This is a genomic window from Pararhizobium sp. P1_E7 (assembly GCF_056405855.1).
Genome location: NZ_JBFUBH010000056.1, coordinates 1 through 18043, shown reverse-complemented (window position 1 = coordinate 18043; position 18043 = coordinate 1). Strand labels below are relative to the sequence as shown.

General features: G+C 59.4%; 20 protein-coding genes and 3 pseudogenes. 12 read left to right on the top strand and 11 right to left on the bottom strand.

Going from position 1 to position 18043, the window contains the following annotated elements; translation table 11 throughout:
• Positions 1 to 241 precede the first annotated feature (241 nt).
• Complete coding sequence (locus AC1D17_RS24065; RefSeq protein ID WP_477567809.1) at positions 242 to 1090, top strand: DUF932 domain-containing protein; 849 nt, start codon at positions 242 to 244, stop codon at positions 1088 to 1090.
• Positions 1091 to 1264: 174 nt separating this feature from the next.
• On the opposite strand, the gene AC1D17_RS24060 is transcribed toward AC1D17_RS24065, so the two are convergent.
• Entirely contained in the window at positions 1265 to 2185 is a 921-nt protein-coding gene (locus tag AC1D17_RS24060) for an antitoxin Xre/MbcA/ParS toxin-binding domain-containing protein (RefSeq protein WP_477567808.1), read from the bottom strand.
• Between the two features lie 725 nt (positions 2186 to 2910).
• Here AC1D17_RS24060 and AC1D17_RS24055 point away from each other — a divergent pair.
• Positions 2911 to 3216 (top strand): DUF736 family protein, encoded by a 306-nt coding sequence (locus AC1D17_RS24055; protein WP_477567813.1) that lies wholly within the window; start codon positions 2911 to 2913, stop codon positions 3214 to 3216.
• On the opposite strand, the gene AC1D17_RS24050 is transcribed toward AC1D17_RS24055, so the two are convergent.
• The 4 genes from AC1D17_RS24050 to AC1D17_RS24035 all read right to left on the bottom strand — a co-directional run bounded on the left by AC1D17_RS24050 (position 3200) and on the right by AC1D17_RS24035 (position 5216).
• On the bottom strand, positions 3200 to 3619 hold the full coding sequence (locus tag AC1D17_RS24050) for a hypothetical protein (RefSeq protein WP_477567807.1): 420 nt from the start codon (positions 3617 to 3619) through the stop codon (positions 3200 to 3202). The genes AC1D17_RS24055 and AC1D17_RS24050 overlap by 17 nt on opposite strands.
• A 246-nt stretch (positions 3620 to 3865) precedes the next feature.
• Entirely contained in the window at positions 3866 to 4489 is a 624-nt protein-coding gene (locus tag AC1D17_RS24045) for an ATP-dependent Clp protease proteolytic subunit (RefSeq protein ID WP_477567806.1), read from the bottom strand.
• A gap of 44 nt (positions 4490 to 4533) precedes the next feature.
• The gene (locus tag AC1D17_RS24040) at positions 4534 to 4905 is read right to left on the bottom strand and encodes an SRPBCC family protein (protein ID WP_477567805.1); all 372 of its coding nucleotides are present in this window, start codon (positions 4903 to 4905) and stop codon (positions 4534 to 4536) included.
• Positions 4902 to 5216, bottom strand: a complete 315-nt coding sequence (locus tag AC1D17_RS24035) for an ArsR/SmtB family transcription factor (protein WP_477567804.1) — start codon at positions 5214 to 5216, stop codon at positions 4902 to 4904. Before AC1D17_RS24035 ends, AC1D17_RS24040 begins: the two co-directional genes overlap by 4 nt.
• A 479-nt stretch (positions 5217 to 5695) precedes the next feature.
• On the opposite strand from AC1D17_RS24035, the gene AC1D17_RS24030 reads away from it, so the two are divergent.
• Positions 5696 to 6865, top strand: a complete 1170-nt coding sequence (locus AC1D17_RS24030; RefSeq protein WP_477567803.1) for a ParB/RepB/Spo0J family partition protein — start codon at positions 5696 to 5698, stop codon at positions 6863 to 6865.
• A 148-nt stretch (positions 6866 to 7013) separates the two neighbouring features.
• Here the strand turns inward: AC1D17_RS24030 and AC1D17_RS24025 are convergent, their stop codons facing one another.
• Positions 7014 to 8072: an NAD(P)H-dependent flavin oxidoreductase gene (locus AC1D17_RS24025; protein ID WP_477567802.1), complete on the bottom strand. Its 1059-nt coding sequence runs from the start codon at positions 8070 to 8072 to the stop codon at positions 7014 to 7016.
• 225 nt (positions 8073 to 8297) lie between these two features.
• Between AC1D17_RS24025 and AC1D17_RS24020 the strand changes: the two genes are divergently transcribed.
• On the top strand, positions 8298 to 8822 hold the full coding sequence (locus AC1D17_RS24020; protein WP_477567801.1) for a GNAT family N-acetyltransferase: 525 nt from the start codon (positions 8298 to 8300) through the stop codon (positions 8820 to 8822).
• Between the two features lie 237 nt (positions 8823 to 9059).
• Entirely contained in the window at positions 9060 to 9533 is a 474-nt protein-coding gene (locus tag AC1D17_RS24015; protein ID WP_477567800.1) for a nucleoside deaminase, read from the top strand.
• Positions 9534 to 9729: 196 nt separating this feature from the next.
• On the opposite strand, the gene AC1D17_RS24010 is transcribed toward AC1D17_RS24015, so the two are convergent.
• Positions 9730 to 10074 carry a DUF1330 domain-containing protein gene (locus AC1D17_RS24010; RefSeq protein WP_477567799.1) on the bottom strand — a complete coding sequence of 115 codons (345 nt, stop codon included), beginning with the start codon at positions 10072 to 10074 and terminating at the stop codon, positions 9730 to 9732.
• Between the two features lie 349 nt (positions 10075 to 10423).
• On the opposite strand from AC1D17_RS24010, the pseudogene AC1D17_RS24005 reads away from it, so the two are divergent.
• The 4 genes and pseudogenes from AC1D17_RS24005 to AC1D17_RS23990 all read left to right on the top strand — a co-directional run.
• Positions 10424 to 10567 (top strand): annotated as a pseudogene (locus tag AC1D17_RS24005) (integrase); the annotation flags it as partial.
• Positions 10568 to 10798: 231 nt separating this feature from the next.
• A complete protein-coding gene (locus tag AC1D17_RS24000; RefSeq protein WP_477567812.1) occupies positions 10799 to 11851 on the top strand; it encodes a type III polyketide synthase in 1053 nt (350 codons plus the stop codon).
• Positions 11848 to 12354, top strand: coding sequence for an isoprenylcysteine carboxyl methyltransferase family protein (locus AC1D17_RS23995; RefSeq protein WP_477567798.1), 507 nt, complete (start codon positions 11848 to 11850; stop codon positions 12352 to 12354). Before AC1D17_RS24000 ends, AC1D17_RS23995 begins: the two co-directional genes overlap by 4 nt.
• Positions 12338 to 13891, top strand: a complete 1554-nt coding sequence (locus AC1D17_RS23990; RefSeq protein ID WP_477567811.1) for a DHA2 family efflux MFS transporter permease subunit — start codon at positions 12338 to 12340, stop codon at positions 13889 to 13891. Before AC1D17_RS23995 ends, AC1D17_RS23990 begins: the two co-directional genes overlap by 17 nt.
• A gap of 13 nt (positions 13892 to 13904) precedes the next feature.
• Here AC1D17_RS23990 and AC1D17_RS23985 read toward each other — a convergent pair whose 3' ends face one another.
• Positions 13905 to 14201: a hypothetical protein gene (locus AC1D17_RS23985; protein ID WP_477567797.1), complete on the bottom strand. Its 297-nt coding sequence runs from the start codon at positions 14199 to 14201 to the stop codon at positions 13905 to 13907.
• 64 nt (positions 14202 to 14265) lie between these two features.
• Here AC1D17_RS23985 and AC1D17_RS23980 point away from each other — a divergent pair.
• From AC1D17_RS23980 to AC1D17_RS23970, 3 genes and pseudogenes are all read left to right on the top strand, one after another.
• A pseudogene (locus tag AC1D17_RS23980) lies at positions 14266 to 14729 on the top strand (DUF411 domain-containing protein).
• A gap of 196 nt (positions 14730 to 14925) precedes the next feature.
• Positions 14926 to 16161 carry an MFS transporter gene (locus AC1D17_RS23975; RefSeq protein ID WP_477567796.1) on the top strand — a complete coding sequence of 412 codons (1236 nt, stop codon included), beginning with the start codon at positions 14926 to 14928 and terminating at the stop codon, positions 16159 to 16161.
• Positions 16162 to 16485: 324 nt separating this feature from the next.
• The gene (locus AC1D17_RS23970; protein ID WP_477567810.1) at positions 16486 to 16734 is read left to right on the top strand and encodes a phosphatase PAP2 family protein; all 249 of its coding nucleotides are present in this window, start codon (positions 16486 to 16488) and stop codon (positions 16732 to 16734) included.
• A 34-nt stretch (positions 16735 to 16768) separates the two neighbouring features.
• On the opposite strand, the gene AC1D17_RS23965 is transcribed toward AC1D17_RS23970, so the two are convergent.
• From AC1D17_RS23965 to AC1D17_RS23955, 3 genes and pseudogenes are all read right to left on the bottom strand, one after another.
• The gene (locus AC1D17_RS23965; RefSeq protein WP_477567795.1) at positions 16769 to 17467 is read right to left on the bottom strand and encodes a phosphatase PAP2 family protein; all 699 of its coding nucleotides are present in this window, start codon (positions 17465 to 17467) and stop codon (positions 16769 to 16771) included.
• Between the two features lie 82 nt (positions 17468 to 17549).
• Positions 17550 to 17789, bottom strand: a complete 240-nt coding sequence (locus tag AC1D17_RS23960; RefSeq protein WP_477567794.1) for a hypothetical protein — start codon at positions 17787 to 17789, stop codon at positions 17550 to 17552.
• Between the two features lie 39 nt (positions 17790 to 17828).
• Positions 17829 to 18043: pseudogene (locus AC1D17_RS23955) on the bottom strand (integrase core domain-containing protein); the annotation flags it as partial.

The following is an 18043-nucleotide window of genomic DNA, read 5'->3' as shown; positions in this document are numbered from 1 at the left end:
GGCCGGTCAAGCGGCCCGTAAAGGTGGAAGATCTTCCGCGCCAGCCCGCGAGCGGACCCGAGAAGATCCCCCACCTTCCGCGCCACGCCACTTGACAGTCCCGCCCGCCGCCGTGGGGCGGGCTTTCGCCCTCCCCCCTCTGTCCGGGGGAATGTCAGAGGCCATTCCCCCGGACAGAGGGGGAGTCTTCGCCCGAAAGGGGCCTTTCCCTTCGGGAAACGGGAAAATCAGGAGACAGAAAATGAGCATCTACACCCAGACCGCCCGTTTCGACACTGGCCGCGCCTTGACCGAAACCGAAATGCGCCACATCGCACCGTCGATCTTCGCCGCGACCGCCCATGAGAGCCGGTCCGAGCGTTTCAAACCCATCCCGACCATCGAGGTTTTGCGCGGCCTCATGAACGAAGGCTTCATGCCGGTCGGCGCCAAGCAGTCGCGAAGCCGCACCGAAGGCAAGGCAGATTTTACCAAGCATCTCATCCGCCTGCGCCGCGTCGATGACGGCAAGGTCTATAATGTCGGGGACACGGTTTGCGAAATCTTGCTCAAGAATGCCAATGACGGGACGAGCGCCTACGAGCTTATGGCCGGGCTTTTCCGCGTCCGTTGCCTCAATTCCTTGGTGACGCAGACCGGCACCATCGATGCCATCAAGGTTCGCCATTCCGGCGATGTGCGGTACAAGGTCATCGAAGGCACCTATCGTGTTCTCGGCGAGGCCGAACGCACCCTTGCCGCTCCGCAGGATTGGTCGACGTTACGGCTGAACCACGAGGAAGCCGATATTCTCGCCGACGCCGCCCATGTGCTGCGCTTCGGAGACAACGAAGGCGAGACTGCGACGCCGATCAAGGCGCAACAGTTGCTTGTTCCCCGCCGCCACGACGACCGTGCCAACGATCTCTGGACCGTCTGGAACGTGGTTCAGGAAAACGCCATCAAAGGCGGGTTGCGTGGCGTGGGCCGCGACGATCTCGGCAGGCCGCGCCGTGTGAAGTCTCGCGCTGTCAACGGCATCGATCAGGATATCAAGCTCAACAAGGCCCTATGGCTCCTCGGCGAAAGGATGGCGGCGCTGAAGGTGTGAGCAGGCAAGCAATGCGCCGCCGAAAGAGGCGGCGCATTGCCCTTTGTGTTTACAAGATATGAGCCTGGCCGGATGCTTGCCGTTTGCTGTCTCTTACCGCCATCCAAGCGCGCGTGCCAGGACGAGGGATGCCCCGAAGCCCCATCCCTCGCGCTCCCTTCCCACCCGTAAGATTCAGGATTTCGAGGACAAATCGTCCTGATCGCCGGCCTTGTCGAGCTGTTCGCGAATATAGGCTTCGATGTAGTCGAACACCTCGACTGCGCCGGCATCCGTCTCGATCAGATCGATCGGGCGACGGCCGCCGAGATGCGCGCTCTCCCTGCGCGCCCATTTCAGGACTTCGCCTTCGGTGCGCAGCACCGGGCGGGCCATTTCCAGCATCTTCGCGAGGTGATGCGGTTTCGCATACCATGAGTGCGGTTTGACGCTGGCCCGCCGACGCCCGGGGACGACATCCGGCAATTGCGACGTCCGCAATTCGTCATCGGAGATATGCCGCCTGACCCAATGAGCCAGCTTCGCCAGCGACACGTTCGCCTCGCGTTCGAGATCCCCGCCCGCGCCAACTTTGCGCGTCGGGATCACCAAGCCGCGGACGATGTGCGGGCAACGCGCCTGCAACATCTCAAACGCCGGCACAAGGTCGGTATCGTTGGTGACGAGCACCACCTGGTCGATGTCGCCGCTCAGGGCGTCGTCGTAGAGATTAAGCGCCAGATTCACATCCGATTGCTTCTCCTCAAGCTTCCAGACCTGGATCTTGTCGCAATCGCGAGGCCAGCGCTTCGGATCGTCGGCTGGAACAATATGCTGGTTGGCTTTGTAGAGCGAATAATTGCCCATCACGAAAGATAGCCGACCACCGCAATGCGTCGTCAAGGCGTTGTGATATTGGGCCTGGGACGATACAGAATCCTCACCTTTGGCCGCGCTTTCGATGATCTTTGYGGTGAAATACTTGATCGCACAATCCGAATGTAGGGTCATCGTTGCCGGATCGGCGTCCGGCGCTGGCCGGTAGAGGATCGACGGCAGAATTTGCGTTTCGAGCAAGGTCAAGACGTCTAGCCATTTAAAGGCGGTCTTGCGCAAGCAACCATAGTAGAGATTGTAGCCGTCGATATAGACGCGTGTTCGTAACGCTGACACGCCTTGCTCCCAAGACATAAAAAAACCGGCTTGCGCCGGCTTTTTCCCCCAACCGCCCGGAGCGCATGTCTCTCAGGATGCTGGGTTAGTTGTTAGCTCTCAACATAGTGTTGGGTGGCCCTCTAGTCAATCGATATTGACGGTCACCAGCACTTTGAACCGGCGATTGCGCCGTGAGTTCAGCTAAAATAGGCATTCCTCGGGAAATCTGCAACGGAATTACACTGCCCTCCGCGGGCACTGAATCAGGACAAGGCCACCGCCCTTATCGGTCGGCCGCGCTCTATGCCGWGGGCACGGAGCCRGCCTGSGCCCGTCTCCGCCGATYYCGGTAACGATCRCTTGTCCAGCGGSTGCTCRCGCAYCCGGYAYYGAGGCCCGYTGCGGGCCRCKTTGCTTTTTCCGCCCCATGACATCGCCGGCCAGGCCGGTCAAGCGGCCCGTRAAGGTGGAARATCTTCCGCGCCAGYCCGCRAGCGGACCCGAGAAGATCCCCCACCTTCCGCGCCACGCCACTTGACAGTCCCGCCCGTCGCCGTGGGGCGGGCTTTCGCCCTCCCCTCTCTGTCCGGGGGAATATCAGAGGCCATTCTCCCGGAAAGACCGGGGAGGCTTCGCCCGAAAGGGGCCTTCCCTTCGGCAAACGCAAACCCAGGAGACAGACAATGATCGAACTCGCAAACTTCATCCGCTTCAACGAAGACGGCAACATCGCCTCCATCGCATACGACATCGACATCGCCGGCGAGCCATTCAGCAGCACCAACAAGGATGCTCCGGTCTTCCGCATCTTCGCGAAGTCCCCACGTGGGCGGCGCGTCGAACTCGGCGGCATCTGGAAGAAGAAGAACCAGAATGGCGGCGACTACTTCAGCCTCTCGGTCAGCACGGGCCACGGCAGGCTCAATGCCAATCTCGGCGGCTATCCCGGTCAGGACGACGAAGACCTGATGGCCGTCATTCCGTGGGATTGATTGCGCCATCGACAATACCGGCTCTCTGGCCGAAGGGATCGTTTCCCTTCGGCGCAGCACCGTTGACGCGGTAGCGCCAGTGACCGCCCGCGCCCGCATCGAGCGGCCACGCTGCGGTACGAGAGGAGCCTTGAACCCCTCCCCCTCGTGCTTCCCTGCCCGCCCGAAAGAAATAGTGCTGATAGCAGCCATCTTGATGTTCTGCCGAATTGAACTTTCCCCGATGAAGAAGCCCGTTTTCAAGCCGCAGCGCCGTGGGGACGGCGCGGCCGCGGCCACAGCGAGCCGCAGGTGAGCGGAACAGGCGGAGGAAACCCGCGCTCCCCAATAGTGCCGTAGGGTTTTCCGGAGCCTCGTAGGAAACGGGTCGTTTTCCCTTCGATGTGAGTTTCTTCGAAATCATGTCGGGCCACCGCTCGTGCCGATCGACCATCCTCTATGCCAGCACCCGGCCCCGGTCTAAGCGGAGCGCAGCGAGCGGGGGGCAGTCGGTCCCGGCTCTCCCTTCGGGTCGCTATGCTGAGCCTCCTGCGGCTGCCCTCCTTCCCGCTCCTGCGCGACGAGAATTCCCGAAATCCCGCCCTCACGGGCGGCGCTATGCTGATTTCTCCGATACTCCTCATTGTTTCCGGATTGCGCCGGGCTCGTTTCATGTCGCACCGACGTGGTCGGCGGAATCTTCCCGAACCTGTAGAATGCGGTCGATAAGGCCCCATTCCAATGCCTCTTCCGCCGTCATGAAGCGGTCGCGATCCATCGCTTGCTCGAATTCTTCGTAGGTGCGGCCGCAATGCTTGGCGTAGAGCCGTGTCATGCGATGCTTGGTCTTCTGCATTTCCTCGGCATGGATCAGCATGTCCGATGCCTGCCCCTGGAATCCGCCCAGCGGTTGGTGAATGTGGATGCTGGCATTGGGAAGCGCAGTGCGTTCGCCCGGCCGGCCGGACATCAACAGGAACGAGCCCATCGAGCGGGCGGTCCCCATGCACAGCGTATGCACCGGGGCGTGAATGTAACGCATCGTATCGTACATCGCGAGACCGCTGGTTACGACGCCACCTGGCGAATTGATGTAGAGATGGATCGGCCTTTTGGGGTTTTCGGCTTCGAGAAACAGTAATTGTGCGCAGACAAACGCCGCGACCGTGTCGTTTACCTCCCCGTTGAGGAAGATGATCCTCTCACGAAGCAGGCGGGAATAGATGTCGAAAGACCGCTCTCCTCTGCTGGATTGTTCGACCACCATAGGGACGAGTTGCATTGCTTCGCGCATCGGCGAACTCCAATCATTCGAGATTTTGGGGAAGGCTTACCGCGTCAAGCGGCGAGCATGAGGGTCGGGCTGTTGCCGTTGGCGACCGTTTTCGCCAGCCGCTCGAAGGTCGCGCCGGTCAGCTCGTGGACGATCCGCAGGCTGGTTCCGCCCGATCCGTTCGGGGCGATAGTGAAGGTGACAGTGCTTTCGAGATGGGGCGGGGTATCGTCACGCAATTTATAGCGGATTTCCTTGCCCGGGTTTTCGGAGAGCGACTGTGGATCGGCAAGCGCCTCCCTCGGCAGCCACTTCTCCCGGAATTCCGCGATGCTGATCGCCAGCCAGACCTTCTCCGGCGACGCGTCCAGTTCATATCTCTGCTCGAAACCGCTTTCCTGCACCTTAGCCTGCACCTCGGCTTTCACGTTGTTCATTGATCCATATCCTTCAGCAAGAGCTTGAGAGCGTCGATGCGAGCCGGCCAGTAGGCGCGGTATTTTGCCAGCCATTGCGCGATAAGGGCCAGCCCGTCCGGATCGACTTCATAGTTCACGAAGCGGCCCTCCTTTTGTTCACGCACCAACCTCGCCGCTCGCAATACGGCGAGATGCTGGGACATCGCCGGCTGGCTGATATCCATGCCCTGGCGCAGCGTGCTGGCATTCATGCTGCCGTTCGCCAGCCTTTCGAAAATCGTGCGGCGGGTCGGATCCGCCAGAGCGCGGAAAATATCATGTTCGATCATGGCAACACATAAGCAAGCACTTATGCGCTTCGCAAGCCTGCCTGAAACCGGACCGAAATTTCGTGGTGGCCGGATTGACTCGAGTTCCGAGCGCCCTGTTTGCGGCGCTGATCATGGCGCGGCCGGTCGTTTCACGTCGCGCCGGCGCTATCGGCGGGCAAAGTCTGCGCGCAGCGCTGTCCACGTCGTTTCCAGCCGCAGTGCCGCCGGGCGGCTCAGCCGCGGCCGGAGCGAGCCGCAGGCGAGCGTAGCAGGCGGAGGAAACCCGCGCTCCCATATAGCGCAGTAGGGTTTTCCGGAGCCTCGTGGGAAACGATCACCGTGGACCAGGGCCTGTGTCTCAAAGAATTTTCGCACTGTTCGGGCTATCCGCTCGGTGCGCGGAGCGCGCTCTATGCCGAGGCACGGAGCCGGCCTGCGCCCGCCTCCGCCGATTCCGGTAACGATCGCTTGTCCATCGGGCGCCCACGCACCCAATCATGAGGCCCGTACCGAGCCGGGTCTGTTTGTTCTCGCCCCATGACATCGCCGGCCGTCCGGATCAAGGGGCAGGCGCGGCAAAGCCGCTTGTCGCGTCGGGAGAAAACGGCTTTCCACCTGCGACTGAACCTTCCGTTTTTTGCCCGCCACGACCCCTTGACCCGCCCGACCGTCGCCGAGGGGCGGGCTTTCGCCCTCCCCTCTGTCCGGGGAGGCTTCGCCCGAAAGGGGCTTTCCCTACGGGATACGACAAATCTAAGAGACAGACAATGACCGATACCCTAGCCGTAACCGAGACCTTTTTCGCCCCGTTGAACAAGCTGGATGCCGACCCCAAAAATGTTCGCAAGACCTACAGCAAGGAAGGCATTGCGGAAATGGCCGCGACCATCCGCGCCGATGGCTACCGGATTTTGCAGAACATCGTCGTTCGTAAGGGCGACAAGCGGGGCCGCTTCTTCGTGACCGCAGGCGGTCGCCGGCTCGCCGCTCTCAACCTCTTGGCCGAGGCCGGCGAAATCGCCAAGGACTACCCTATCGAATGCAAGGAACGCAGCGGTTCCGATGCGACCGAAATCAGCCTGATAGAAAATACCAGCCGTGAGGCCATGCACCCGGTCGATGAATACGAGGCGTTTCGCGTCCTCGCCGACGGCGGAAAGCCGGTCGAGGACATCGCCGCCCGCTTTGGCATGACCGAAACCATGGTGCGCAAGCGCTTAGCGCTCGCTCGCGTCTCGCCTGTCTTGCTCGACCTTTATCGCAACGAGGAAATGAGCTTCCAGCAGCTTTCCGCCTTCACCGTGTCCGACGACCACGCAAAGCAAGTGGAGGTCTGGAACAGCCTGCCGTCGTGGAACTGGGACAGYCGGTCGATCAAGTCGGCGTTGCAGGCGGAGGCCATGAAAGCCGGCGACAGGCGCATCAAGTTCATCGGCGGGATCGACGTTTACGAAACCGCAGGGGGAGCGGTCAAACGCGACTTCTTCGATGAACAAAACGGCGGCTACGCCCTTGATGTCGCCCTTGTCGAAAGGCTTGTGGTGGAGAAGCTTAAACTCCCTCCATGGGGAAAGAGGACGGTTCCCTCCCCCTTTCCCGGCCTTATGCAGCAACAGCCACCAATGCCGCCTTTTGGGCCCAAGTCTGACAGGCAGATTCCGGCTTGAGCAGCCTGTCCGCAAGGCGCCTCCAAATCGGTCGTTCAGGTTGCCTTGCAATTCCCTGAAAGTTGACAGTCCGCTGAGGCGTGAAGCGGACACAGCTAGGAGAGGTGCGATTTATCAACGGACCCCTGTCATCAGCGGCTTGCGACCTCTACTTTAACGAACCCAAGCGGGCGAGCGCGGAATGTGCCTCTTCCATCATCTGATGGACGACGTCGGCAGCCGGCTGAACGCGCTTCACCTGGCCGCAAACCTGGCCCGCGTAGAGCGCCAGCGCTTCCATGGCGCCCGTCATGCCGCGCAACGGCGACCACGTGCTCAGGCGATAGACGAGATCGTCTTCATACTGCGCAATGACATCGCGTGGAAAATCATCGGGGCCATGCCCGAGCAGGTTGTCGGCGTACAGCTTGGTGATACTGTTTTCGATTGTCCGTACCGGCGACTGCGGTGGCCAGCCGATGGCAAACACGTCGGAATAGACCGTGTCCGACGAGGTGGCATCAATAACCCTCTGCTTGTGATAGTCATGCGCGTAGGACTCCTTCGTCGCCAGGAATGCGGTCCCGCAATGGATTCCTTCCGCGCCGAGCGCAAGCGCGGCGACCAGGCTTGCTCCGGAGCCGAAGCCACCAGCGCCGATGACGGGTATGCTCACAGCCGCCGCCACCTGCGGGAGAAGGACCATGGTCGTGACTTTGGCATGGACATGTCCGCCGGCCTCAAATCCCTGGCAAATGATCGCGTCGGCACCGGCGCGATCGGCTGCGATCGCATCAGCGAGGCTTCCGACCTGATAGAGAACCTTGCATCCAGCCTTGTGTGCGCGATCGACGATGTCCGCCCGCACATCCCAGAAGAACACCATGACCTCAATCTTTGCTGCGAAGCAGGCCTCCAGCTCCTCTTCCAGCAAAACGGGGTCGGTAACGGATGGAACAAGATTGACGCCGAAAGAGCGGTTGGTTCTGTCCCTCACTGCCGCGACTTCACGCTGGATCACTTCCGGCGTCTCCTTGACCATGCCGATGCAGCCAAAGGCACCGGCTGCCGTCACGGCCGCGCAGAGTTCTGATCGGCCGGGGCCTCCCATGCCGGCCTGAATGATCGGATAATCGYAGCCGAGCAAATCCGTCAGTCGTGTCCGCAGAGGTTGAGGAGAATTGACCATCGGATGCCCCGCCGAGAATTCACCAAGCTGAAAACGCATGAAGCGCCTCGATTGGGTGAAAAGCAATGACCCGGCATGGTCGTCGCGACATCATGGAGCCGTCAGACTTTCTGCGACTATTGGCTTACGAGTGTCGCAACGTCGCTTTGACCGCTTTGCGCCCCAATTGAAGTCATTATCGGACAGGGACTATAATTGGCCCTCGCGCCAGATCGGGGCTAACTCCACGTCCAGCGCGCAGTGGGTGGTTTCGGAGGACGAGCGATGACGGACATGGAGCAGAAATCAGAAATAGGGCCAGCCCGACCTGACGACTTCCCGGCCATTCGGGCCTTGTGCAACGGTTTCCTTGACTGGTGCCGCTCACGCTATGGCGAAAATGCTTGGTTCGTGGATCACTACTACACGCCGGAGAAATGGGCCTCACTCCTCGACAGCCTTCCTCAATTACACTCCGCTCCGGATGGAGCCATCCTTGTCGCGCGTTTGAATGAACAGGTGGTCGGCTGTGTCATGATGCAGCAGATCGACCAAAACATATGCGAGATGAAGCGGATGTTCATCGGACCCGAGGGCCGGAACCTGGGGCTAGGCCGCCGTCTCGCCGAGGGTATTGTCCACTTGGCTGCCGAAAGCGGATATACCACCATGCGGCTTGATACGGGTCGCAATCACGATGAGGCCCTCAGTCTCTACCGATCTATCGGGTTCCACGAAATTGCTCCCTACTACGATGCACCGCCTGAACTTCGAAACCATCTAATATTTATGGAGGCCCCGCTGAAATAGCTCTCACATCGTTGAGCAACTCGGCCGAGCGAGCCGCAAAATGCCCGCAATGGGCCGAAGGCAGCCCCCACGCCCCTTCATCCGTTGCACGTGTGCTCCGGGCGGCTTCGCGCGCCAATAGGAGACATCCAAATCGACCTAATTCCCCTGCCAGCATCTCGAATCTGATGTGCTGCCCTTGGAAGTCTCTTCGATTCAAGACAAGATCGTCATGCTCTAGTGTTTGGGGAGACTCCGATGGAAAACCACGAGCCGTTTTTGCGCGAGGCGATTGCTCTTTCGAAATCTGCGATGGAACACGGCGGCGAACCGTTTGGCTCGGTGCTGGTGAAGGGCGGCGAAGTCCTCCTGCGCGCCGAAAACAGCGTCTTCGCCGGCCACGATATGACGAACCACGCCGAGATGAACCTGGTTAAACTGGCCGCGCAGCACTACGACGCTGCTTTTCTCGGTGATTGCACGCTCTACACCAGCACGGAACCGTGTGCGATGTGCTCCGGGGCGATTTACTGGTCGGGCATCGGGCGTATGGTTTTTGCGTGTTCGGAAACGCGGCTTGGCGAGATTGCTGGGATCGGGTTGAACGTGCCGAGCCGGGCGGTGTTGCAAACCGGCGCGCGCAACGTCACCGTGGTTGGCCCGACGAACCTCGAAGACGAAGCTGCCAAAGTCCATCAGGAATTTTGGCCGAAGCATCTGGGCAAGGCATAGTCTCTTGGGGCGAGCATCGAGGAGGTGCGTCCGGACAGCTCCGACGCATCTTTTTCAAACGGTCTCTTCACCGATTGCCCGTGACGTCTGGTGGAAAACACGGCGATGATGGGAATTCAGGACGAGCCTGCGTGGTGTTCTACGATATCTGCCTGGATACCATATTCCTGGCGTGGAAGCGCGCTCATCCATCCGCTCATATGCCCTCCACGATGACCGAATTGTAATCAGGGGCCGAGCTCCCGCGCGAATCACGCAGAAATAAGTAACCTGCTGCCGCAGAGCGTGCCGCTTCGATGTTCTCAAACTCAATGACCACGACGCGGTTGTGCAATTTGCCTTCTATGGCTTCGATTGGGCTGCCGCCCACCAACACCGTGCCACCGTTCTCCCTTGTGACTTCGATGGCCGCTTTCAAGTATTTCTCATAACCGTCCAGATCGGTGACGTTGATATTCGCAACGATGTATGTCTTGGGCATGGAAATTTTCTCGTCTCGGTCGCCAGCGCCAATTGCCAGTTCCGGCTGGGCGATTGCCATTGGCATAGCCCGTTGCGACGGCGTGAGGAGACGGCGACGTTCCTCCCTCTGCCTTTTGCCATTGTACCATGAGGGAGCGGGGGGAGTCCTCGCTTTTGAGAGCGGACAGAAGTGCGACCATGATGTTGCTCTCTGCGCAGTTCCGCGATTTGAAAACCCCCGGCCCGGCGGACGCCGCGTTTCAGAAAGTGTCCGCTTCGGGGGCCAGAAGCCGCCGTGTCGGCAGGAACTCTGATGTCCGCTGATGGTGGGTGGTGTCCTGGCAGCGGAAGGTCGGCCGTCGGCCCCGTTGTAGAACCGAGAGCTGCGCGTTTCCCCTCTGGCCAATGGTGGCCATAGGAGAACTGAAATGGGTATCTCACAATATGATCCTGCTGCACTGGGTCGACCGGCTTGGAACGCAGGCAAACAAGTTGGCGTTAAGAAGCCCTTGAAGCAGCGCCAGATTTGGGCAGTGCGCTTCTTTCTCGACCGAGAAGGAAGGATGAGAGATCATACATACGATGGGCGACCTCTCAATCTGGGCGATCTTGGAGATGTTCGCGACGTTCAGGACGATGTCAGCAAGTTCAGTCATTTTCTAGGCAAAACAGGTTGTGATCCAGATGGCCACTACCTGGGCGCGGTTTCAGCATCTAGGAAACTTTCCTTGATGCGCTTCGTTTAATCGTACTGTCAGTCTGCCTGACGAGCATTCATGGCGATCAACGTCCAAGGAGCCATGATGCGCGACACTGCCAAGCTGATTTCCATTGGAACTGCCGTTCCCCCTTACGCAATCGATCAACGCGACGCGGCGCGTTCAGCCCACAAGGCGTTTGCTTCTCGATTCGGCGATTTCGAGCGTCTGGCGAAAGTGTTCGAGAGTTCGGGAATTCGACGTCGCTATGCGGTTCGGCCATTGGACTGGTACCTCGAAAAACTCGATTGGCCGACGCGGAACACCACCTACATCGAAGGTGCATGTGCCCTTTTCGTCGAAGCGGCAACCAAAGCTCTTGAGGCGGCAGGATTTGGCGCCGACCAGGTCGATACAGTCGTTACGGTTTCTTCTACCGGTATTGCGACGCCAAGTCTCGAAGCCCGCGTCGCAAAACAATTGGGTTTCCGCGAGGACATAGAGCGGGTCCCGGTGTTTGGTCTTGGCTGTGCCGGCGGTGTGTCCGGTCTCTCGATAGCCGCGAGACTTGCGTCTTCGCGACCGGGTTCGATTGTACTCGTCGTCGCGGTGGAGACCTGCACTCTCGCCTTCCGCATGGATCAGTTGACCAAAGCCAATATCGTTGCCACCGCCCTGTTCGGCGATGGCGCTTCTGCTTGCGTCCTGCGAACTGATGCAGAAGGGATTGCTTCTGTTGAGATGAGCGGCCAACACATGTGGCCCGACACCCTCGACATCATGGGCTGGAGCGTCGATCCTGAAGGCCTTGGTGTGATCTTCGACCGCGCCATTCCGCCTTTCGCGGAAGAAAATATAGCGTCCGCCGTTTCGAAGATCCTCTCCCGTTCAAAGCTTTCTCTTGCCGACATCGACCGGGTCGCGTGTCACCCAGGCGGTGCGAAGGTCATTGATGCCCTAGAAACCGCCTTGTCCTTGGGGCAAGGCACGCTCAACCACGAGCGGGACGTTTTGTCGGACTACGGAAACATGTCGGCTCCAACTGCTCTGTTCGTTCTCGACCGTCTCGTTCAGGCCGGACTTCCTCCCAGAACGCTGCTTACCGCGCTAGGCCCCGGATTCTGCGTCAGTTGCGTTTCCTTAAAGAGGGACGCATGACCGCGACGATCCTGCTGTTGGCCGCTGTGACCGCCGAGCGTCTGGGTGAGTTGTGGCTTGCCCGCCGCAACACCCGAGCACTTCTCGCCGAGGGCGCCTTCGAGGTTGCTGCCCGGCACTACCCGCTTATCGTCGGATTGYACGCAGCCTGGCTTTGTGGGCTTTGGTTTCTCGGCTGGGAACAGCCGTTGGATGTCTTTTGGGTTTCGGTCTTCCTGTTTTTGCAGGTGCTGCGAGTCTGGGTGCTGGCCACACTGGGTCGCCGCTGGACGACACGCATCATCGTTCTGCACGATGCTGGCCTTGTGAAGCGAGGCCCATACCGATTCCTGAACCATCCGAACTATGTGGTGGTCATCGGCGAAATCGCTGTACTTCCAATCTCCCTTGGCATGCCGATTTATGCTTTGTTGTTTTCTGTTGCAAATGCTGCGGTTCTTGCCATCCGAATACGTGCAGAAAACGCGGCGCTGTCCGGAGCGCGTCATGTCCCAACATTCTGACACGACGGGGTTGAAAGCAAATTCCTTTGCCATCTGGATTGGCTTCGTCGCCATGTGCGTCGGCATGTTCATGGCGATTCTCGATGTGCAGGTAGTGGCCACGTCGCTGCCCACCATCCAAGACGCTCTGAACATTCATCCGGACCAGATGAGCTGGATACAGACCGCCTATCTGATCGCCGAAGTGATCGCCATTCCCTTGACTGGGTTTCTCACTCGCCTGTTGAGCATGCRCTGGTTGTTCGTAACGGCAATCGCGGTTTTTACGGTTGCCTCGATTGGCTGTGCGTTCAGCGGCAGCTTCGGCACACTGGTCGCTTGGCGGGTACTTCAGGGCTTTTCCGGTGGCACACTGATCCCGGCTGTATTTTCGGCCGTGTTCATCCTGTTTCCCGTCTCTCGACAAGGCGTCGCGACCACGATTGCAGGTGTGCTTGCCGTGCTTGCGCCAACGGTGGGACCGATCGTCGGCGGTTGGCTGACGGAGACCTATTCCTGGCACTGGCTGTTTCTGATCAACGTTGTTCCGGGTGTTCTTTCTGCTGTTTGCGCAGCCCGGTTCCTGCCGCGGCAATCGGCACACCGTTCAGAATTCCGACACCTCGACTTTCTATCGCTGATCATGATGGCGGGAGCGCTGACGGCACTGGAGCTGGCGCTTAAGGAAGCTCCGACGCGGGGTTGGATTTCGGGCCTTGTGCTTGGTCTGTTGGCTTTCAGTCTTGCATCGGCGCTGGGTTTCTGCCGCCGGACGCTGCGAGCAGAAAATCCCGTTGTTGACCTGACCAATTTTTCTGATCGAAACTTCATGGTCGGCTGTATTCTGAGTTTTGTGCTGGGCATCGGCCTGTTTGGCTCGGTCTATCTCATGCCTGTGTTCCTCGCCTTCGTCCGCGGACACAATGCCCTTGAGATCGGTACGGTCATGCTGGTGACAGGAATAGCGCAGCTCATCACCGCGCCGTTCGCCGTGGCGCTGGAACAGCGTGTCGGCGCAAGGATCCTCTCAGCCGCAGGTTTCGGGCTTTTCGCATTCGGACTTGGAATGAGCGCGATGCAGGATCCGCAAACCGACTACGACGGCATGTTTTGGCCGCAGATCATTCGTGGCGTCGCCATCATGTTCTGTCTGCTCCCGCCTACCAGACTGGCGCTCGGCAACTTGCCGGAGGCCAGAATTCCCGATGCTAGCGGCCTTTTCAACCTGATGCGCAATCTGGGCGGCGCGATCGGCTTGGCGCTGATCGATACTGTGATCTACACACGCTCGCCCGTCCATGGGGAGGCGATGACTGCATCGCTGCAGGCTGGTGACGTCGATACGGCGAAGTTCGTCGGCATTCCTCTCGAAGTGTTTCTTGCCCGACCGAAAGGACCGCTGAGCGAGTCGATGGTGGCGATGGTCGATCCGCTTGTCCAAAACGCGGCGATTGTCCAGGCTATTAACGAGGCTTGGGCAATGATAGCCTTCCTCACCCTAGTCGCCCTCCTGTGCATCCCCTTCGCCAAGAAAAGCACTCTGAGGAGCCGTTTTTAGCCAGGCGTCAAGTTTAATGGCGGTGCCCCTTGGGCTCATGCATCGTGAAGGCAAGCCGTTCGCTGTCCGCGCCATTGGCCGGCACAAGCTCGGCGTCGAACTCGTGCGGTTCGGTCGAGGCCTTGGCGCTCTGCAAGAGATGGTGGTTGCCTGCGACGGGGACCAATGCATGATGTTCGAGACCAGCGTTACGCTTGATCGCCACAGTCGCCGACAGACTTTCGGCATGCCGCGACACGCGGAGGCGGAACCGTTCTCCGTCCGCAGTATCGACGATTTCGAGGAGGCCCTGCGCCAGCTTACCGTTCACCTGAAACGGGTCAGGGGCATGATGGTGTCCATGCGATGCTGCCGTTACAGAAATGAAAAGTAGCATGAACAGGAGACGATTTCTTTGCATCGCGGCGGCTACCGCAGTTGCCGCCCAAGCCGCGCCCGCCTGGGCATCGCAGCCGATGATGACGTTCTACAAAGATCCGAACTGTAGCTGCTGCCATGCCTGGGCAAAGGCGATGTCTGACGCGGACTTCAACGTCGACATCCGTGATGCCGACGATCTCAGTGTGTTATCAAGGCGAGGTTCGGGATCCCTGATGCAACGCAGGGCTGCCATACTGCAGTGTTGAGGTCCTATTTCATCGAGGGACACGTCCCGTTGGAAGCCGTTATGCGGCTTTTGAAGGAGGCTCCCGACATCGCGGGTCTGGCGGTGCCCGGAATGCCTGCCGACTCGCTCGGGAGGGGCGACGATCCGAATGCTGCCTACGTCGTGTACAGCGTTCCCAAGCTTGGCTCCGAACCGAGTGTTTTTATGAGCGTCGGACCGAGAAAGGGGTAGGCCGCACATATAGCGTGCAAATCCACCGATGTTTCTGGTCGCGCAACCTGCCATGGGTTTGGAGGTTCGACGCAGGGCATTGGTTCGTCGGTTCTGTGGGTAAGCCGCGTTGCCACTTGCCGAAAAATACCGATTTGTAATTTCTCAAAGAGGTAGATCATCGATAGACACAATCACCGACAATGGAATTTGACGAATGACCATCATGGGCCGGGAGCGGGGTTCTCATTGGCGCGACATTCCGGCGGGTGTCTGGGCGCTCGGTTTCGTTTCGTTACTGATGGACGTCTCGTCGGAAATGATCCACGCACTGCTGCCTGTCTATCTGGTCACTGTTTTCGGCACGTCGGTGCTCACGGTCGGCATCATTGAGGGGGTGGCGGAGGCCACCGCCTCAATCACGAAGGTGTTTTCGGGGGCACTCAGCGACTGGCTGGGGAAGCGTAAGCTGCTCGTGGTGATCGGCTACGGAATGGCCGCACTTACCAAGCCCATTTTTCCTCTCGCTCCCTCCGTTGCATGGTTGATAGCGGCGCGGTTCATCGACCGGGTCGGAAAGGGCATCAGGGGAGCGCCCCGCGATGCCCTGATCGCGGACATCAGTCCTTCTCATCTGCGCGGTGCAAGTTTTGGCCTCAGGCAGTCACTCGATACGATCGGCGCGTTCATCGGTCCAATTCTGGCCTTGGCACTGATGTGGTGGACTGCCGATCAAATTTCCGTCGTGTTCTGGATTGCAGTTGTGCCAGCCGTTTTGTCGTTCCTGGTGGTGGTCTTCGCGGTCGAGGAACCAAGCAGGCCAGATGGTCTTCGCGATGTCCGTGCGCCTTTCAGCCATGCGGAACTCATCCGGCTGCCGCAAGCCTATTGGATGGTTGTCGCAGTTTCAGCCGTCTTCACTCTCTCCCGCTTCAGCGAGGCCTTTCTGATCCTTGACGCGCAATCTGTCGGCCTGCCTTTGATGCTGGTACCACTTGTGCTGATCGTCATGAATGTTGCCTACTCCTTGTCTGCCTATCCCGTCGGTGTCCTGGCCGACCGGATCGATCGGGTGACGCTGCTGGCAATCGGACTGGCACTGCTTGTTGCCGCCGATATCAGTCTGGCCTTTTTGCCAGGCCTGGCCGGCCTGGGGGCGGGCATCGTTCTGTGGGGCCTGCATATGGGGTTTACCCAAGGCCTGCTTGCGACCCTTGTGGCAGACACCGCGCCGGGTGAACTGCGCGGAACGGCGTTCGGTATCTTCAATCTCATGTCAGGGGTGGCGCTATTGGTTGCCAGCGTCGTGGCCGGAAGCCTTTGGGATTGGATCGGGCCGCAAGGCACCTTTATCGCGGGTGCAATTTTCGCCGGGTTGGCTGCCGTAGGCCTGTTGCCGATGAGGCGCTGGTTGAAAACCAACGAGAAACGGGAGGAAGGCGCCGATGTATGATCTCGACGTAAGAGTGACACAGTGGCTGGGCAGGTCAGAACGGCACCGCTGATCAGACGATCATATCCATATCCTCAATCGGAGTTCCATTGCTTGTTCCTTGCGGTCGCGATTCAATGGTGGTTCGGTCCTGGCGGAAGGCGCAATAGACACGTTCTGGCGGCGTCTGGACTTTCCTTCGTCGCAGGGCTGGGCATCAATCAATTGATCCCATTTGTGTTTCGGCTTGGAATATTAATATTCAATGCCGTTTGACAATCCCATTCTTCGTGCAGCGCCCTCGGCCCTACGATGGCAGCATCACGAGACTGCTGATTGACCGCAGTGCCGACTACTCCTTCCCCTCCGACTTTCGCGATTGCAGCGGCTTTTCTGCTTCATGGCTTGAGCAAGCGCGGATTGGCGTTCCTGTTCGCCGCCTGCGTGGTGTCGGTCTCTCGCATCTACATTGGGACGCACTATGCGAGTGACGTCCTTGGCGGGGCTTTCACAGGCATCCTCGCTGCCTGCCTGGTCCTGCTCCTTTACAAAGAGGGAACGCGAGCCGATCGACTGATGACAGGCGTTCTTTGAAGCAGGCCCTTTCTCCGTCGCCGTTTCCCGGTCATTAGTTTGCCAGAAAACGCCGTGCCGCCAACCAGCAGCCGCTGGCCCAGACTGCACCCGCGCACCATCCGGCAAGCACGTCGGTCGGATAGTGCACGCCGAGATAGATGCGGCTCAAGCCGATGACGAGCGAGAGGATGACGGCGAGGGATATCGTGTAGATCCTGGTGCCTCGATCATCTTGCGTCCGGCAGAGGATCGCCGCGAGCGTGAGGTAGGTCACCGCTGACAGCATGGCATGGCCACTTGGAAAACTCAGGTCGTTGACTTCGGCAAGGTGCGCCACGATGTCCGGCCGCGGACGTGCGACGCCGAGTTTGAGCACATGGCTCAACAGCCAGCCTCCTATCACGGCAATCAGCATAAACATCGCCACGCGACGCCGCTGCGCCAGAACCTGATAGCCGACCGTTCCCAGCGTGACGAGCGCAAGCACGGTCGTGCCGCCAAGGCTCGTGATATCGCTGACGGCATGGCTGATCCAAACGGGGCCTATCGGGAGGGAAGGATCGGCCGGCTCCCTCAATGAAAGCAGGATCGCCTCGTCGAAGCCTCTTGTCTCGYCTTCGAGCACTTCGCTGGCCAACGTCATAAAAAGGAACGCCCCGCCGGAAACGACGCCGAACAGGATCAACACGATAAGTTCGTATCCTTTCAGGCGTTCAAGCATCAAAAGCGTGGCGTTACGCAAGACGGACATCATCATCCCCCAGTTTTTGATTGTGCGGTGCAGCGCACGCAGCTTTCAGGCAAGACACCGTAAGATTTACCAGTCGCCACCTTCAATCCGCTTCTTCGGCTCCTCCGGCATCCTTCTTGATTGAGGCCGATACAGGCATTTCACCCGTGGCCGCGATTTGTAGTTGGAGCGTTTTCAGCGACGGCGTCGTGTAAAGCATCGAGTTCTCGTTAGCACGGAAACGGTCATTCGCGGCGGCAAAGTCAGCCACTCCACCGACATCGAAATGCAGCACCGTCATCTTTCCCGCAGCCACAATGACCCCGGAAAGGTCACGATACATGCTCTTGGTCTGCCCCCATCGGGTGATCCGGGTTTAATGTTAGTGCATGCTGGGTTTGACCGCCACTGCTGGCGTTGAAGCTGGGCCGTTCTGACGCGCGGCCACACGGTGGCTTCAGGTGCCGGTGGCTTGTAGTTCAGTGACGAGTGCGGACGCACGGTGTTGTAGTGTCGCCGCCAGCCCTCGATGATGATCTTCGCTTCCTTGAGCGTGTAGAAGATTTCTCCGTTGAGCAGTTCGTCCCTGAGCTTCGA

Bases quoted from the DNA above. Each gene is read 5' to 3' on its own strand.
- AC1D17_RS24065 (WP_477567809.1), top strand. From the start codon at position 242: ATGAGCATCTACACCCAGACCGCCCGTTTCGACACTGGCCGCGCCTTG.
- AC1D17_RS23975 (WP_477567796.1), top strand. From the start codon at position 14,926: ATGACCATCATGGGCCGGGAGCGGGGTTCTCATTGGCGCGACATTCCG.
- AC1D17_RS23960 (WP_477567794.1), bottom strand. From the start codon at position 17,789: ATGTATCGTGACCTTTCCGGGGTCATTGTGGCTGCGGGAAAGATGACG.
- AC1D17_RS24040 (WP_477567805.1), bottom strand. From the start codon at position 4,905: ATGAACAACGTGAAAGCCGAGGTGCAGGCTAAGGTGCAGGAAAGCGGT.
- AC1D17_RS24010 (WP_477567799.1), bottom strand. From the start codon at position 10,074: ATGGCAATCGCCCAGCCGGAACTGGCAATTGGCGCTGGCGACCGAGAC.
- AC1D17_RS24050 (WP_477567807.1), bottom strand. From the start codon at position 3,619: ATGATTTCGAAGAAACTCACATCGAAGGGAAAACGACCCGTTTCCTAC.
- AC1D17_RS24000 (WP_477567812.1), top strand. From the start codon at position 10,799: ATGCGCGACACTGCCAAGCTGATTTCCATTGGAACTGCCGTTCCCCCT.
- AC1D17_RS24035 (WP_477567804.1), bottom strand. From the start codon at position 5,216: ATGATCGAACATGATATTTTCCGCGCTCTGGCGGATCCGACCCGCCGC.
- AC1D17_RS24015 (WP_477567800.1), top strand. From the start codon at position 9,060: ATGGAAAACCACGAGCCGTTTTTGCGCGAGGCGATTGCTCTTTCGAAA.
- AC1D17_RS24020 (WP_477567801.1), top strand. From the start codon at position 8,298: ATGACGGACATGGAGCAGAAATCAGAAATAGGGCCAGCCCGACCTGAC.
- AC1D17_RS24045 (WP_477567806.1), bottom strand. From the start codon at position 4,489: ATGCGCGAAGCAATGCAACTCGTCCCTATGGTGGTCGAACAATCCAGC.